At 51.8% G+C, this 15,463-nt stretch carries 14 protein-coding genes and 1 pseudogene; 12 read left to right on the top strand and 3 right to left on the bottom strand.

All coding sequences use genetic code 11. The annotated features are described in order from the left end of the window. The first annotated feature begins 215 nt into the window (after positions 1–215). The 4 genes from feoA to U868_RS0100395 all read left to right on the top strand — a co-directional run bounded on the left by feoA (position 216) and on the right by U868_RS0100395 (position 4,153). Positions 216–443 (top strand): ferrous iron transporter A, encoded by a 228-nt coding sequence (feoA, locus tag U868_RS0100380; RefSeq protein ID WP_025151551.1) that lies wholly within the window; start codon positions 216–218, stop codon positions 441–443. Positions 444–527: 84 nt separating this feature from the next. After that, positions 528–2,846, top strand: a complete 2,319-nt coding sequence (gene feoB, locus U868_RS0100385; RefSeq protein WP_025151552.1) for a Fe(2+) transporter permease subunit FeoB — start codon at positions 528–530, stop codon at positions 2,844–2,846. A gap of 15 nt (positions 2,847–2,861) precedes the next feature. Continuing rightward, on the top strand, positions 2,862–3,095 hold the full coding sequence (locus U868_RS0100390; RefSeq protein ID WP_025151553.1) for a FeoC-like transcriptional regulator: 234 nt from the start codon (positions 2,862–2,864) through the stop codon (positions 3,093–3,095). A gap of 158 nt (positions 3,096–3,253) precedes the next feature. Then, complete coding sequence (locus tag U868_RS0100395; RefSeq protein ID WP_025151554.1) at positions 3,254–4,153, top strand: hypothetical protein; 900 nt, start codon at positions 3,254–3,256, stop codon at positions 4,151–4,153. 66 nt (positions 4,154–4,219) lie between these two features. Here U868_RS0100395 and bioH read toward each other — a convergent pair whose 3' ends face one another. Continuing rightward, positions 4,220–4,993 carry a pimeloyl-ACP methyl ester esterase BioH gene (bioH, locus tag U868_RS0100400; protein ID WP_025151555.1) on the bottom strand — a complete coding sequence of 258 codons (774 nt, stop codon included), beginning with the start codon at positions 4,991–4,993 and terminating at the stop codon, positions 4,220–4,222. Between the two features lie 36 nt (positions 4,994–5,029). Here bioH and U868_RS0100405 point away from each other — a divergent pair, with 36 nt between their 5' ends. The 6 genes from U868_RS0100405 (at position 5,030) to glpD (ending at position 10,206) form a co-directional block, all read left to right on the top strand. Continuing rightward, on the top strand, positions 5,030–5,713 hold the full coding sequence (locus U868_RS0100405) for a phosphoribosyltransferase family protein (protein WP_025151556.1): 684 nt from the start codon (positions 5,030–5,032) through the stop codon (positions 5,711–5,713). Positions 5,714–5,774: 61 nt separating this feature from the next. Further along, a complete protein-coding gene (gene nfuA / locus U868_RS0100410) occupies positions 5,775–6,353 on the top strand; it encodes a Fe-S biogenesis protein NfuA (RefSeq protein ID WP_004237958.1) in 579 nt (192 codons plus the stop codon). Positions 6,354–6,487: 134 nt separating this feature from the next. Further along, a complete protein-coding gene (gene glpE / locus U868_RS0100420; RefSeq protein WP_004237957.1) occupies positions 6,488–6,814 on the top strand; it encodes a thiosulfate sulfurtransferase GlpE in 327 nt (108 codons plus the stop codon). Positions 6,815–6,828: 14 nt separating this feature from the next. After that, positions 6,829–7,662 carry a rhomboid family intramembrane serine protease GlpG gene (glpG, locus tag U868_RS0100425; protein WP_025151557.1) on the top strand — a complete coding sequence of 278 codons (834 nt, stop codon included), beginning with the start codon at positions 6,829–6,831 and terminating at the stop codon, positions 7,660–7,662. Between the two features lie 84 nt (positions 7,663–7,746). Then, on the top strand, positions 7,747–8,505 hold the full coding sequence (locus U868_RS0100430) for a DeoR/GlpR family transcriptional regulator (protein ID WP_025151558.1): 759 nt from the start codon (positions 7,747–7,749) through the stop codon (positions 8,503–8,505). Positions 8,506–8,718: 213 nt separating this feature from the next. After that, the gene (glpD, locus tag U868_RS0100435) at positions 8,719–10,206 is read left to right on the top strand and encodes a glycerol-3-phosphate dehydrogenase (protein ID WP_025151559.1); all 1,488 of its coding nucleotides are present in this window, start codon (positions 8,719–8,721) and stop codon (positions 10,204–10,206) included. 144 nt (positions 10,207–10,350) lie between these two features. Here the strand turns inward: glpD and U868_RS24300 are convergent. Next, positions 10,351–10,491 (bottom strand): annotated as a pseudogene (locus U868_RS24300) (integrase core domain-containing protein); the annotation flags it as partial. 150 nt (positions 10,492–10,641) lie between these two features. On the opposite strand from U868_RS24300, the gene U868_RS0100440 reads away from it, so the two are divergent. Together U868_RS0100440 and U868_RS0100445 are read left to right on the top strand one after the other, a co-directional pair. Then, entirely contained in the window at positions 10,642–13,080 is a 2,439-nt protein-coding gene (locus U868_RS0100440; protein ID WP_051583000.1) for an RHS repeat-associated core domain-containing protein, read from the top strand. Further along, positions 13,077–13,640, top strand: a complete 564-nt coding sequence (locus tag U868_RS0100445) for a hypothetical protein (protein WP_025151561.1) — start codon at positions 13,077–13,079, stop codon at positions 13,638–13,640. Before U868_RS0100440 ends, U868_RS0100445 begins: the two co-directional genes overlap by 4 nt. 190 nt (positions 13,641–13,830) lie before the next feature. On the opposite strand, the gene U868_RS0100450 is transcribed toward U868_RS0100445, so the two are convergent. Beyond that, positions 13,831–15,261 carry a DUF4026 domain-containing protein gene (locus U868_RS0100450; protein WP_025151562.1) on the bottom strand — a complete coding sequence of 477 codons (1,431 nt, stop codon included), beginning with the start codon at positions 15,259–15,261 and terminating at the stop codon, positions 13,831–13,833. Positions 15,262–15,463 lie beyond the last annotated feature (202 nt).

Here is a 15,463-nt window from a genome sequence, read left to right on the forward strand (position 1 = left end):
GTAAAATATCTGCTCTCAATTGTTTTATACGCCGGATATCTTGATGCATATCAAACTTTGCTGGTTAATTTTCGGGCTAAATAGGTAAAATATTGTTGGTTATGATTTGCATTTACAGTATCAATTAAATTTGTAAGGGATATTTTTCTGCCAAACTGTTCGTGCGATAATCATTTGCAATATCATTCCTGTTTGCATGGTTAACCGGAGCCTTTATGACACTTCAGCCACAACACAGTTATAAAATTCTGGGCTTTTCCGGGGAAATCAGCCCGGCATACCGTCAGAAATTATTGTCTCTGGGCATGCTGCCCGGCTCTGTTTTCCGGGTGATCCGCAGCGCTCCGCTGGGCGATCCGATCCAAATCGAAACCCGGCACGTCAACCTGATGCTCAGAAAAAAAGACCTGGCGCTGCTGATGCTTGATGACGTGCAGGCGTAATCCGCCGCACATCCCGCGCTGACTCACTCTTTTCCCTCTGCCGCCGGCCGAGGGGTTTGTATTTATTGATTGGCATACGACACTATGAAAGCACTCACCCTGGGACTCATCGGTAATCCCAATTCAGGGAAGACCACGCTGTTTAACCAGTTAACCGGATCCAAACAACGCGTCGGCAACTGGGCCGGTGTGACCGTGGAACGGAAAATCGGTTATTTCACCACACCGGAACACAAAATTGAGCTGGTGGATTTACCCGGCACCTACTCACTGACCACCATCTCCGAACAGACTTCCTTAGACGAACAGATTGCCTGCCACTTTATCCTCAGCGGTGAAGCGGACATGCTGATTAACGTTGTCGACGCATCCAATCTCGAGCGTAACCTGTATCTGACGCTGCAGCTGCTGGAACTGGGTGTTCCCTGCATTATCGCCCTCAATATGCTGGATATCGCCGACAAAGCGAATATCAATATTGATGTCAAAGCGCTGTCAGAACGCCTCGGCTGCCCGGTAATTCCGCTGGTTTCTACCCGCGCGTCCGGTATCTGTGAGCTGAAAGCCGCGATCGACAAACACACAATGACACCGCATGACGTGCTGGTGAACTATCCGGCGGCTCTGCTCGACAGCATGAACACGCTTGCGCAGTCGATTCCTGCGGAAGAATTCAGCGCCACACAGCGCCGCTGGCTGGCACTGCAAAGCCTGGAAGGGGATATCTACAGCCAGGCACGCGCCGGTTTCACCCCGGAGCATGTGCAGTCTGTCCGTGACGCAATGCAGGCACAGCAGCAGGAAGAGCCGGAACTGGTGATTGCGGATGCCCGTTATCAGACTATCGCGGATATCTGCGAAACAACGATTGATAACAGCCATTCCGAGCCGAATAAACTGACCGCCGCGATGGACAGAATTGTCCTCGACCGCTGGCTGGGCGTGCCGGTATTCCTGTTTGTGATGTACCTGATGTTCGTACTCGCCATCAATATCGGCGGGGCATTACAGCCGCTGTTTGAAGGCGGTTCGGAAGCCATTTTCATTAACGGGACACAATGGCTGGGAATGACGCTCGGCTTCCCGGACTGGCTGACCATATTCCTCGCCCAGGGGGTCGGCGGCGGTATCAACACCGTGCTGCCGCTGGTGCCGCAAATCGGGATGATGTACCTGTTCCTCTCCTTCCTGGAAGATTCCGGTTATATGGCCCGCGCAGCATTTGTGATGGACAGACTGATGCAGGCACTCGGACTGCCCGGCAAATCCTTTGTGCCGCTGATTGTCGGTTTCGGCTGTAACGTGCCGTCCATTATGGGTGCCAGAACCCTGGATGCGCCGCGCGAGCGGCTGATCACTGTCCTGATGGCACCGTTTATGTCCTGCGGGGCGCGGCTGGCTATCTTCGCGGTTTTCGCCGCCGCCTTCTTCGGCAAAAACGGCGCAAGCATTGTCTTCTCCCTGTATATCCTCGGTATTGTGGTGGCTATCCTCACCGGTCTGCTGCTCAAGCACACCATTATGCGCGGCGAAGCCTCACCGTTTGTGATGGAACTGCCGGTGTACCATGTGCCGCATATGAAAACCCTGTTTATGCAGACCTGGCAGCGCCTGAAAGGCTTTGTGGTACGTGCGGGTAAAGTGATTATTGTCGCCAGTATGGTAATCGGCGCACTGAACAGCTTCAGTTTCTCCGGCAAACCGGCGGACAGCATTAATGATTCCGCGCTGGCCTCGGTCAGTAAAGTAGTCACCCCGCTGCTCAGCCCGATTGGTGTCACCAATGATAACTGGCAGGCCACTGTCGGCCTGATCACCGGTGCGATGGCGAAAGAAGTGGTGGTCGGGACACTGAATACCCTCTACACCGCTGAAAGTATCACCAACGAACCGTTTGATCCGGAATCCTTTGATTTATGGGGTGAACTGGGTGATGCGGTCAATGAAACCCTGGATTCCCTGGCAGAAACCTTCACGTTCGCAGCCTTATCTAACCCGATCGAAGCCAGTAAGGGCGACGGCGAGATGGACGGCGGTACCATGGGCACTATGGCCGCGAAATTCGGCTCTGATGTTGCGGCTTACAGCTATCTGATCTTTGTGCTGCTGTATGTACCGTGTGTGTCGGTAATGGGGGCTATCGCCCGTGAAACCAGCCGCGGCTGGATGACCTTCTCCATCCTGTGGGGTCTGAACGTGGCTTACTCACTGGCCGCCCTGTTCTACCAGGCCGCCACATTCAGTGCGCATCCGGGCAGCAGTTCAGTGATTATCGGCGTGGTGGTGATTTTCAACCTGATCCTGTTTGCACTGCTGCGCCGCACACGCAGCCGGGTGAGTCTCAGCTTCCGCCGTGATGCACACAGCCGCTGCGGTGGCTGCTCCGGCAATGAGTGTCACTGATAAAAGGACACGGACATGATCAGCCTGATCGCAGTACGTGACGCCATTGCACTGAATGGCCGGGCAGACGCCCGGCTGCTCAGCCACCAGCTGAATGCCCCGGAAGCCCTGGTGCAGGCCATGATGGAAAAGCTGGCGGCGATGGGGAAAATCGACGCGGTGGATGTCAGCAGCTGTCTGAGCAGCAGCTGCAAACAGTGCCCGGAAAGTCAGGGCTGTGACACGAAGGTGTATCAGATCCGTTCATAACGATAATAAAAAACGAATCATTTTTAATTAAATGATTCGTTTTTTATTAAAAATAAGCACTGACATTCCATATTATTAAGACATCCGAAATAAATAGCATCAATTTTTCTCAGAATATAAAATATTTTTATTTTCTGCTCACAGCCAGTAAAATAAAGATGACAACAATAATATCAAAAGAAACAGTTTTTTCCGCAGCGGATGAACGCTGGACAGATCAATTTGATCGGCCAGCCCAACCTCCCTTTAAAAAATTCTATGTCTTTAATGACAGCATCCTGTTTTTTTCCGGTGATATTAATCCGATATTAGCAACGCTGGCCTCATATCTGACATCCGCTCTCGGTGTAGATGAAGAATATGCGGAACGAATGGCTGAGATATCTGAAATCGACAACGATAAATGTGAAATCATAGAGGTAGACCGTACTGACGGGCGGGTTGTTTACTCACAGAATGCATCCGTCAGTGAAGAAAACGGCCACATTTTTTACGGTGCAGGTTCGGGATCTGCCCGCGCCATCCAATCATTTATTACCGGTATCCGGGTGATTAATGAGTCAGGCAATCACTATCAGTTTATAAAACATGGGCTGCATCTTCTTACACAAAGTATGAAATATGCCTTTAAGAAAGATAAATGTTCCGGCGGAAATATTGCAAAAATAATATGGTATGGAGATGGTATTATTGATAACCAACTTAACTGGATAAAACCATCAGAAATTAATAATTACCATGATAGTATAATAAAAAAGATCGCTGAGAGATTTGAAAGTAAAAACGCATTAACTGAACTGATAACCATGATGATTGATGAAGAAAAACAATATGTAAAAGAATTAGAATTTGAGTCAAAAGTTTTTGACGATAATTCTGCCCCGCGTTATAGTGCAAAAAACAATCAGGCTGCCAAAGGAAGATACTCCATGAATCAAACCGCCAATACAACACCGGGAGTCGCCGTTAAAACATCAGGCTCTTCTGAGGGCAAAGTCTTCAGTGCCGCATCACTTAAAGCACGCCTGGCGCAGCGTAAAGCAGAAGGCCGCAGCTGAGTCCTTCATCTGAATCAGAATTCGGCAAAAGCCGGTGGGTAATTAAACTGACCGGCTTTTTTCTGATTATCGGCCTGCAAACCCCTTCAATACCTCACAAAACTCATCCGGATGTGAAATAAACGGTGCGTGGGCGCTGTTACGCATAATAACGGACAAAGAGGACGGCAGTTGCTCATCCAGCAGTGATGCGACTTTACGCGGCACCAGGCCGTCGAGATAACCGTAGATTCGCAGGAACGGTATTGTCAGAGACGGCAGCCCGCTGCGCAGATCGGCGGTTCTCAGAATCTCCAGCCCGGCATTCAGTACCGCCACATCCGGCATCGGCTGCTCCAGCACCACCGATTTCAGTGTGCGGGCATCCTGACGGGCACTCGCGGTTCCCAGCGTCTGCAGTGCCAGAAAACGCTCGACAGTACGCTGAAAATCGTTCGCCAGCTGATGCTGGAAGCCGCTCAGCACTGTCGGTTTGATCCCCGGCCAGCCCTCTTCTTCCTGCGCACTAAAACAGGGCGACGAACAGATTGTCACCAGATGGCTCACGGCCTGCGGGTAACGCAGTGCAATATCCGCAGCCACCAGTCCGCCCAGTGACCAGCCCGCCAGCACCGCATTTTCCGGCATCTGCGCGAAAACGGTATCCGACATCTCCGTCAGTGACATTTCACCAAATTCCTGACTGCGCCCGTAACCCGGTAAGTCAACCTTGTGAATACGGAAATGCGGTGCGAGCCGCAATTCAATGCTGTTCCACACTTCGCTGTTCAGTCCCCAGCCGTGTAACAGCACAAGATCGCGCGGACCCTGTCCGCTCTGCTGCCAAAAAAGCGTTGCCATCGTTATTGTTTCCTTATTTATCCGGAGGGAAGACGGATGGTTATTATTGAGAATTACTGCCTGCTGTGCAATCAGCCGCTGGCCATTGCCGTTCACGGTATCTGCGGATTCTGCGAACGGGGGCTGCCGGAGATGCCGCCGGTCTGCCGTCGCTGCGGCCTGCCGCTGGTGACACCGGAGCCGGAATGCGGTCACTGTCTGCAATCCCCGCCGCCGTGGCAGAGCCTGCTGGCCGTGACCGGTTATCAGCCGCCGCTGGCCGCCCTGGTTCACCGCCTCAAATACAGCGGGCAGACCCACATTGCCCGTGCACTGGCACGACTGCTTCTGCGCCGGGTGCTGGCAGCTTACCGCGCGGGGGAGTGTCCGAAGCCGGATCTGCTGCTCAGTGTGCCGCTTTACCGATACCGGCAATGGCGGCGCGGGTTTAATCAGAGCGACCTTATCGCCCGTCCGCTGGCAAAATGGCTGCGCTGCCCTTATGACAGTTCCGGCCTTATCCGCACCCGTGCTACACTGAGCCAGCGGATGCTGTCCCGCACGCAGCGCCTGACAAACCTGTCCTCTGCATTTGCCGTCACCCGCGATGTCCGCGGACTGCATATTGCGCTGACCGATGATGTCATCACAACAGGAGCGACCATGACAGCCCTGTCTGAATTGCTCATTCGTGCGGGTGCGGCAGCAGTCCGGGTGTGGTGCCTTTGCCGCACCTTGTAGTGGACCCGCAAATGGGCGTATTATAACCAACCGGAACAGTCAACTATTTTTGGGCAATGTTATGATTACTATTACTGACGCTGCGCAGGCACATTTTTCCAAACTGCTTGCCAACCAGGAACCCGGCACACAAATCCGTGTTTTTGTTATTAACCCGGGCACTCCCAATGCAGAATGCGGAGTCTCTTATTGTCCGCCTGATGCTGTGGAAGCGACCGATACCGCGCTGCCGTTTGAGCAGCTGACCGCCTATGTTGATGAACTGAGCGCGCCGTTCCTTGACGAAGCCGTGATCGACTTCGTGACCGATCAGCTCGGCTCTCAGCTCACCTTAAAAGCCCCGAACGCCAAAATGCGTAAAGTGGCGGATGATGCCCCGCTGATCGAGCGTGTCGAGTATGTTCTGCAATCCCAGATCAACCCGCAGCTGGCCGGGCACGGCGGCCGTGTTTCCCTGATGGAAATCACGGACGAAGGCTATGCCATCCTCCAGTTCGGCGGCGGCTGTAACGGCTGCTCCATGGTGGATGTCACCCTGAAAGAAGGGATCGAAAAAGAGTTACTGAATATGTTTGCCGGTGAACTGAAAGGCGTTAAAGACCTGACTGAACATCAGCGCGGCGAACACTCTTATTACTGATAGCACTGTTTACTGACAGTGCTGCAGCGGCCGGATATCGCACGGCCGTGATAATACACGCCCGGTGAACTGCCGGGCGGGTTTCCGGCGGTGCTCTGCCACCGCTGATATTCATCTGCATACGAAAAATCATTATGGAACAAATCCGCTTAATCACACCGGATACGGCGTATGAACTCTGGCAGCAGAACGGTGCTGTCCTGGTTGATATCCGTGATCCGCAAAGCTTCCGGGCCGGTCACACTGACGGCGCATTCCACCTGACAAACGACACCGTGAATACCTTCATGGATCAGACAGATTATGAGCAGCCGGTTATGGTCATGTGTTACCATGGACACAGCAGTCAGGGCGCGGCTCAGTATCTGCTTAATGTCGGCTATGAAACGGTATACAGCATCAACGGCGGCTTTGAAGCCTGGTTGCGTAACTACCCGGACACAGTCAGGTCACTCGCTTAACAACGGACAGCTATATGGTTTATCTGATCACCATCGCCAACCCGCGCATTGCCCAGTCATTTATTGATTATATGGCCTCACGGGATATTGAGCTCACCATGCGTGCCACCCGCGAAGGGCGCGGCGCGGAATTGTGGCTCGATGACGAAAGCAAGCTGGCACAGACACAGGCTGAGCTGGACACCTTTATGCGTGATCCGATGAACAAACGCTATCTCGCGGCCAGCTGGGAATCCGGTGAAACCGATTCCCCGTTCCGCTATCCGGCCTCTCATATTTTCAGTAATCTGGTGACCCCTGCCGGGCCGCTGACCATCACTATCACCGTGCTGTGTATTCTGGTCTATATCTGGATGCAGATAAGCGGTACTGATGCCGTAATGGCATACCTGGCATGGCCGCAGCCTGATCAGCAGGGTGAATTGTGGCGGTGGGTAAGCCCGGTTTTCCTGCACTTCGGTCTGACACATATTCTGATGAATCTGGCGCTGTGGTGGTATCTCGGCAGTCAGGTGGAAAAACAACTCGGCAGCGGACGGCTGCTGGTCATCACCATTATCTCTGCCCTGGTCAGTTGCTGGTCACAATCCTTTTTCAGCGGGTCCTCCTTCGGCGGCCTGTCCGGCGTGGTGTTCGCACTGATCAGTTATGTCTGGTACACCGGCGCGCGCAATCCGTCAGCCGGTATTTACCTGCCTGCCGCCATGATGGTGTTCTCGGTATTATGGCTGGTTATCGGTTACTTTGATTTATTTGGTACAATGCCGATTGCAAACATGGCCCATGCATCCGGTCTCGCGACCGGCCTGCTGATGGCGGTATGGGATAACCGCCGCCGGACGGCCTGAATAATAACGAAAATATGACACCACCGCTGCATATCACGGCACCATTCTGACTATGCGGCGGTACTGATCTGACCGGGGGATTTTGTGAAACAAACACAGCGTCATGATGCTATCGTTGAATTAGTCAGTAAACAGGGCTATGTCAGCACAGAAGAGCTGGTCGAGCACTTTAAGGTCAGTCCGCAGACTATCCGCCGTGATCTCAATGAACTGGCGGAACAGAATAAAATTCACCGTCACCACGGCGGGGCGGCACAGCCGTCCAGCTCAGTGAATGCCGCCTATCATGAGCGTAAAAGCATGTGGTCGGATGAAAAACGCCGGATTGCCCGCCGTGTTGCGGCGCTGATCCCGGACGGTGCCACACTGTTTATCGATATCGGCACCACACCGGAAGCTGTCGCGCATGAACTGCTGGAGCACAAAAATCTGCGCATCGTCACCAATAACCTCAATGTCGCCACCCTGCTGATGGCGAAAGACGATTTCCGGCTGATCCTGGCCGGGGGAGAAGTCCGTTCCCGTGACGGCGGGATTGTCGGCGAGGCCACACTCGATTTCATCTCTCAGTTTCGTCTGGATTTCGGTATTCTCGGGATCAGCGGCATTGATAATGACGGTTCCCTGCTGGAATTTGATTATCATGAAGTCCGCACCAAACGGGCGATTATTGAAAACTCACGCTGTGTGATGCTCGTTACCGACCATTCAAAGTTCGGTCGCAACGCTATGGTCAATCTCGGTAATATGGGGCTGATTAATTGCCTGTTTACCGACAAACGCCCGCCGGAAAGCATCATCAAAATCCTGGATGAACAACAGGTGCAGCTCGAAGTCTGCTGATTCTCTCTGCCCGCGTCACCGTCCGGTGGCGCGGCTGTTTTGCCTTTTTCCCCTCTTTTAATTCACTATTCTTTGTGTGGATATGCTAACAAATTGTTATCCATGTCACGGAGAGCGTTTTTTTATGTCCGGAATGTTGGAATATCGTTCACATTGCACTATTATGAGCGATAACGAACATTAAAGAACAAATGTGGTCATGCGGGAGTGAGGATGGAAACAAAAGATTTGATCGTTATCGGAGGCGGAATCAACGGTGCGGGTATTGCCGCTGATGCCGCCGGACGCGGGCTGTCTGTGCTGATGCTGGAAGCCCGGGATCTCGCCTGTGCCACCTCATCGGCCAGCTCAAAACTGATCCACGGCGGATTGCGCTATCTCGAACATTATGAGTTTCGTTTGGTGAGCGAAGCGCTGGCTGAACGCGAAGTATTGTTAAAAATGGCCCCGCATATCGCGTTCCCGATGCGTTTCCGTCTGCCGCATCAGCCGCATCTGCGCCCGGCGTGGATGATCCGCGCGGGGCTGTTTCTGTATGACCATCTCGGTAAACGCACCACACTACCCGGCAGCCGCGGCCTGACCTTCAGCAGCGCCTCCCCGCTGAAAGCGGAGTTTAAAAAAGGGTTCGAATATTCCGACTGCTGGGTGGACGATGCCCGCCTGGTGGTGCTGAATGCACAGGAAGTCGTACGGCAGGGCGGCGAAGTCCGCACACGGACTAAAGTCACCCGTGCATGGCGCGAAAACGGCTTATGGCAGGTGGAAGCAGAAAATACCCTGACCGGTGAAACCCTGCGTCTGCAGGCAAAAGGGCTGGTCAATGCCGCCGGGCCGTGGGTGAAGACCTTCTTTGATGACGGGTTGCAGCTCAAATCCCCTTACGGTATCCGTCTTATCAAAGGTAGCCATATTGTGGTTCCGCGCATTCACGATGAGCCGCAGGCCTATATTCTGCAAAATGAAGATCACCGTATTGTGTTTGTCATCCCGTGGATGGATGAATTTTCGATTATCGGCACGACGGATGTGGAATATCACGGCGATCCGGCAGACGTTAAAATCGATGATAACGAAATTAATTATCTGCTGGATGTATATAACGATCACTTCCGCAAAACCCTGACCCGCGACGATATCCGCTGGACATACTCCGGCGTGCGTCCGCTGTGTGATGATGAATCGGACTCGCCGCAGGCCATCACCCGCGATTACACACTTGATTTGCATGATGACAACGGGCAGGCACCGCTGTTGTCAGTCTTCGGCGGCAAACTCACCACTTACCGCAAACTGGGTGAGCACGCGCTGGATAAACTGGCGGCCTACTATCCGCACGCCGGAAAAGCATGGACAAAACAGGCGGTACTGACCGGCGGTGAGCTGAACGGCCGGAGCCGTGACGGCTATGCCCGCGTGCTGACAGAACGCTGGTCATGGCTGCCGAACGGGCTGGCGTTGCGCCTTGCCCGCACCTACGGCAGTCAGACCGATAAAATCATCGGTAATGCACAATCCCTCAGCGATCTCGGGCAGTTATTCGGCCATAACCTGTATGAAGCCGAGCTGCGCTACCTGGTACAGCACGAGTGGGTGATCACCGCAGAAGATGCGCTCTGGCGCAGAACCAAGCTGGGGATGTGGCTTACTCAGGAAGAACAGCTTCAGGTGGAGCAGTGGCTCCGCCGGGAAGCGCAGTAACAATACCCGCACAGACCGGCTCACAAGGCCGGTCATAAAAACAGAAACTAATCCTTCCATCAGAATAATCTGGCTTGCTGCAAAAATTGAGTTGATGATAAACACTGAAGCCGGCGTCTCTTTCAGAGGGAAGTTCAATGGTACTGTCCGGTTCCGGTTGTAATCCTGCATCCGGAACCAGGCCATGTCTTTCACCTGACTGAGTGATTCCAATAAATACCCATTTAAAAATTCACGGCAGAATAAGCCGTTAAAACGCTCAATAAACCCGTTTATGCATGGCTGCGTAAACTGAAAAAAGCCACTGATCCTCTCGGTCACACCTCACAATACACCTACGATGAACGCGGTAACCTGACCGCTGAAACGGATCCGAACGGCGACTGTATCACCATTGAGTGGAATAAAGACTTTGCGTTTCCGCTGATTCAGGTGATGCCGGATGGTGCGGCGCATCACTGGTTTTACACTGCCAGAGGGGATATCCACCTGTATATGGATCCGCTGGGGCATACCACCCGGCGGGTGTGGGATGAACAGGGGGATTGTCTTCAGCAGACTGACCCGGGCGGCAGTGTCACCCGTTACCGCTACAATGCCCGCGGGCAACTGACCCGCCACACTGACTGCTCCGGTTATCACACCTCGCTGGCCTATGATGATCGCGGGCAACTGCTCACCATTACCGATGCACTGAGCCAGACCACCCGCTATCACTGGTCGGAGAGCGGACAACTTCTGCGTGAGGAATTACCGGACGGCAGGGATAACTGCTATTCCTATGACGATGCCGGGCGTGTCACCGGCTTTACCGACAGCGGCGGCAAAAAAATCACCGTCGCCCGTAATATTTTCGGGCAAATCACTGAGCGTACCGATCCGGCTGGGCACCGTCTCGGGTTCCGTTATGATCGTTTCGGGCGGCTGAAAGCGCTGGTCAATGAAAAAGAGGAATCCTACCGCTTTGAGTATGACACGCTGCACCGCCTGACCCGTGAGCAGGATCTGATCGGCCGGCAAAAACAGTATCACTATGATCCGGCCGGCCGTCTGACCGCCCGGGACAACCGCGATTACCGCACCGAGTATCAGTACGGCAAAACGGCCCTGACACTGCGGCGTGCGCCGCTGACCGCCTGGTCAGCGGCACAGCTCAGCGGGGAGGCAGTGCCGTGGCAGGATATCCTGGAATTTGAGTATGATCTGAACGGACAGATGCTGTCCGAGCGGAACAGCGCCGGGGTATACCGTCACCGTTACGATGACAACGGCAATCTCAGCAGCACAGAGCTGCCGGACGGGCAGTCACTGAGTTATCTGTATTACGGCTCCGGGCATCTTCAGCAGATGAACTGGCGGGAGCGCGGAAAACAGACGGTACTGGCGGAATACAGCCGCGACCGGCTGCACCGGGAAAGCAACCGGCTCTCCGGCGGGCTTGATCAGCGGACGGAGTATGACAGCAGCGGGCGTATCACCGCGCAGATAGCACGGCGGGCGAACAGTTCGCGGGTCACGGCGGCCACCATTGATAAACGTTATACCTGGGACAAACACAATAACCTGACAGAGCGCAGTGTCAGTTACGGACAGGCGGATTCGCCGTTAACACAGGGTCACTGGCAGTATGAAACGTACCGTTATGACCCGCTGGGGCAGCTGACCCGGCGTCTGAACGGGTTCAGTGAAGAGCTGTTTCTGTATGATGAAGCGGCGAACTTACTGGGGCATCAGCGGCAGGTGGCATTTAATAACCAGGTCACCACCAGTGAAGAGTACGACTACACGTATGACGGTTTCGGGCGCATGGCACAGCGCCGGGTGCGGGACAGTGCGGAGTGTCAGCATTATCACTATGACGCGGAGCACCGCATCACCGCAGTAACCTTTGCGCATGACCCGCAGGGGAACCAGCGGGCGGAATATGATTACGACATCCTCGGGCGCCGGATCGCCAAACGGGTCTGGCAGTCGGTACAGGCACAGCGGCTGAACCAGCCGCCGCAAAACCGGGTGCCGGAAGAAACGGTGCAGTTCTGCTGGAACGGCCTGCGGCTGGCAGCGGAGAAGAGCAGTAAATCCGCGCATCTGACTCTGCATTACGTTTATAACAGCGGCAGCTATAACCCGCTGGCACGAATAGAAAGCTTTGACCATCCGGAAAAACAGACAACGGATATTGCGTATTACCCCGTTGCCCTGAACGGCCTGCCGGAAGAACTGACGGACAGTCAGGGGCGCATAATCTGGCACGGCGACTACAGCCTGTGGGGAAAATTACGGCGTGAAACCCGCCCGGTGCCGGGCTTCCGGGGACAGCAGAATCTACGTTTTCAGGGTCAATATTTCGACAGAGAAACCGGACTGCACTATAATACCTTCCGGTACTACGCGCCGGATACGGGACGCTTTACCCAGCAGGATCCGATAGGGCTGATGGGCGGAATTAATCTGTATCAGTATGCGCCGAATCCGGTCGGGTGGGTTGATCCTTGGGGCTGGTGTGCAGTTAAACTTTCCAATAACATGACTAAAGATGGAACCGTAAGGCCAGAAAATACAGCCGCTCATCATATAGTTGGTGATACATCTAAACGTGCCCAGCCAGCCAGAGACATCCTGAAAAAACATGGTATTGATGTTGATGATGCAAAAAATGGTGTTTTCCTGCCAAATAGAAATAATGTTGATGAAGCATTATCAGGAATAAAACATAACGGCAGACATCCAAGTGATTATATTGATGCAGTAAATACAAGAATTATTGATGCTGATAAATTAAATGGAAAACAAGGTGTTCTGGATGAGTTATCAAAAATTCGTGACATCCTGTCTTCTGCAAATCGAGATGCAAGCTGGTATACAATATTATGATAAATAACGTCTATTATTTGAAATCAGATACGGTAAATTATTGTTCTTTTATTCAAGACTATCCTGATGGTGAAGAGAGTATTATGGGAAGGTCGAGAGATCAGGGATGGAGACGGTTTGGTAATGATTATATTGAAATATTGTTAGAGTTAAGATCAAATAATTTCGGTAAAAAAAACTATCAATTTGATTTTAGTGGTTCTCTATCTCCATTTTTTGTTTTCAGTGAATTAGGTGTTAACCATTTATTTGATATTTTAAATCCCAGGGGGCAATTCTTGAATGTTAGAACAGCAAGTAAACGGAAAAAATTTATTGGGTACTATCCAACTAATGTTTTGTATGAATGCGTAGATAAACAGAAATCCATTTATACTGAATATCCCAAAGGATTTATGTTTGAAAAATTAGTTCTGGTTAAAAATAATATTACAGATGAATACTTGTTTTCAATAAATGAAAATATTAGCGGTGTCTTTGTCACAGATAAATTTAGAAAGCTTGTTGAAGAAATTGGATTGTTAGGTTTTGATTTTTCTAAAGAAACAGAATTATCGTAACGATATTGGCGAACTGATAATTTAAATTACAGATTCATGTAATTACCTGCTTTGGCTATAACGGGCTTGTTGCGAATAATCAGCCCGTTCACTGTCAGACTGCTCATAGGTACAAAAAACCCCCGGTAATTGGTTGTCCGACTATCGGGGGCGATTTCCGTTTGAGCGCTTTTTACGGAACAATCCGTTCTCAGTGAACCTGTGACGGGCTGAGCAGCTGATAGATGGTATCCGGGGTGTATTTTTCACCGGAAAAATAGATATTCCAGTCGGTGAGCATTTCTGTATTCAGCGGATAGACACCGCCTTCCTGCATCTCTTCAACATAAAACGGCTGGTTGATGAGTTTGCCGGTAAACACGTCATTATCCAGTGTTTCCGGGATAAACCACATGTGCTCCAGGTCATCATCATCCCCGTAAGGAATGCCGCATTTGACCATAAACGCCCACGGATGCTCATCCTCCTCCTCACCGGCTTTTTTACCGAATAATCCCCCGAGCAGACTTTTTTTCGTTTTAACCACCGGCTGCCCGTATTCCGTAAACATCTGGGCAAAATAGTGCCAGCGCAGCCGTGCTTTTACGGCCATTTCATGAGTTTCACTGTTCGGGCGGTAAAACATAATGGTTGCATCGTCGTCAAAACCACGGAAAAATGTCTGTAACACCGGCGAACTTTCATTTACCCGGAACAGCATACAGGACGGATGGTCATGCTGATCATCGCGATCACCGCGATCACCGAGAAATTCATTTTCCGGCATATTATCGTGAGAGTAATCAATCGCTTCCAGAGGCTTCAGCTGATCGATCGGGGTATTTTTGTTGATCTGACGGATCCCTTCCTGATACGGCAGTGCCACAATATATTCCAGCTGTTTTTCAGTCTGACCACACAATATCGGCTCATTGAACAGCACTTTGCCTTCATTAAGACTCTGCCCGATAAAACTGCGCAGCAGATCAGGAATGCCGTAGTAGGCATTAATGGTATGCGGCAGCAACAGTTCGACTTCCGGGATCCCGCAGCGCAGCAGGCCGTGTGTGTGGAACCAGTACATGGTCGGCGGGGAATTTTCCGTGTCATAAATTGCATGAATGGTATACAGGGATTCAATGTTCAGCTGCACGTCATTTTCCAGCTGAAAATTAAGCCACTCACGGGTAAACCCGCGCCCGGCTGCCGAAATATCAATACCCAGCAGCAAATCCGGCACCAGAATCTGCACCATTTTCAGCTGATACCGGTAACTTCTCAGTACATCATTCTGCAGAAGACATTCAACATAGATGTCCTGCCCGGTCTGGTTGACTTCGGCCAGTAATCCGGGGGAAAGCGGATCGGTTGAATAATAAGGATTAATTTCCAGTTCCGGTGCCCGCGGTGCCAGTGACACCAGAAACAGCAGTTTTTCATCACCGTAATGACAGGTGTAATAAAAGCTGTTCTCATCATGCTCCGCGTATTCAATATCACCCTGTGTGAAAAAGGTTTGTGATGCCAGACGCTCTTCTAATTCTGCCAGGTTGAGCCGCGAGGGAGGGAATGCCACTACCTCCGACGTCATCCTCTTACCTTTACCTTCCGCAACCTCAAGGTAATATTGTTTTATATCCATCGGTAATGCCTTTATCCGCTCTGAGTTGTACTGCTGTGCTGTAACTATCTCCGGCTGAACTCTTCCTCCGGGGAACATGAAACACCGGGCGTCAATTATATTCATTGTGGCAACAATAACCTCTGCTTTTGTCCCGGTTATGCCACACAGACAACGGCAAAAAATGAATATGCTGAAATAAAACTCATTTGTTCATACGTAT

This window comes from Morganella morganii H1r (assembly GCF_000633515.1).
Lineage (GTDB): Bacteria > Pseudomonadota > Gammaproteobacteria > Enterobacterales > Enterobacteriaceae > Morganella > Morganella morganii_B.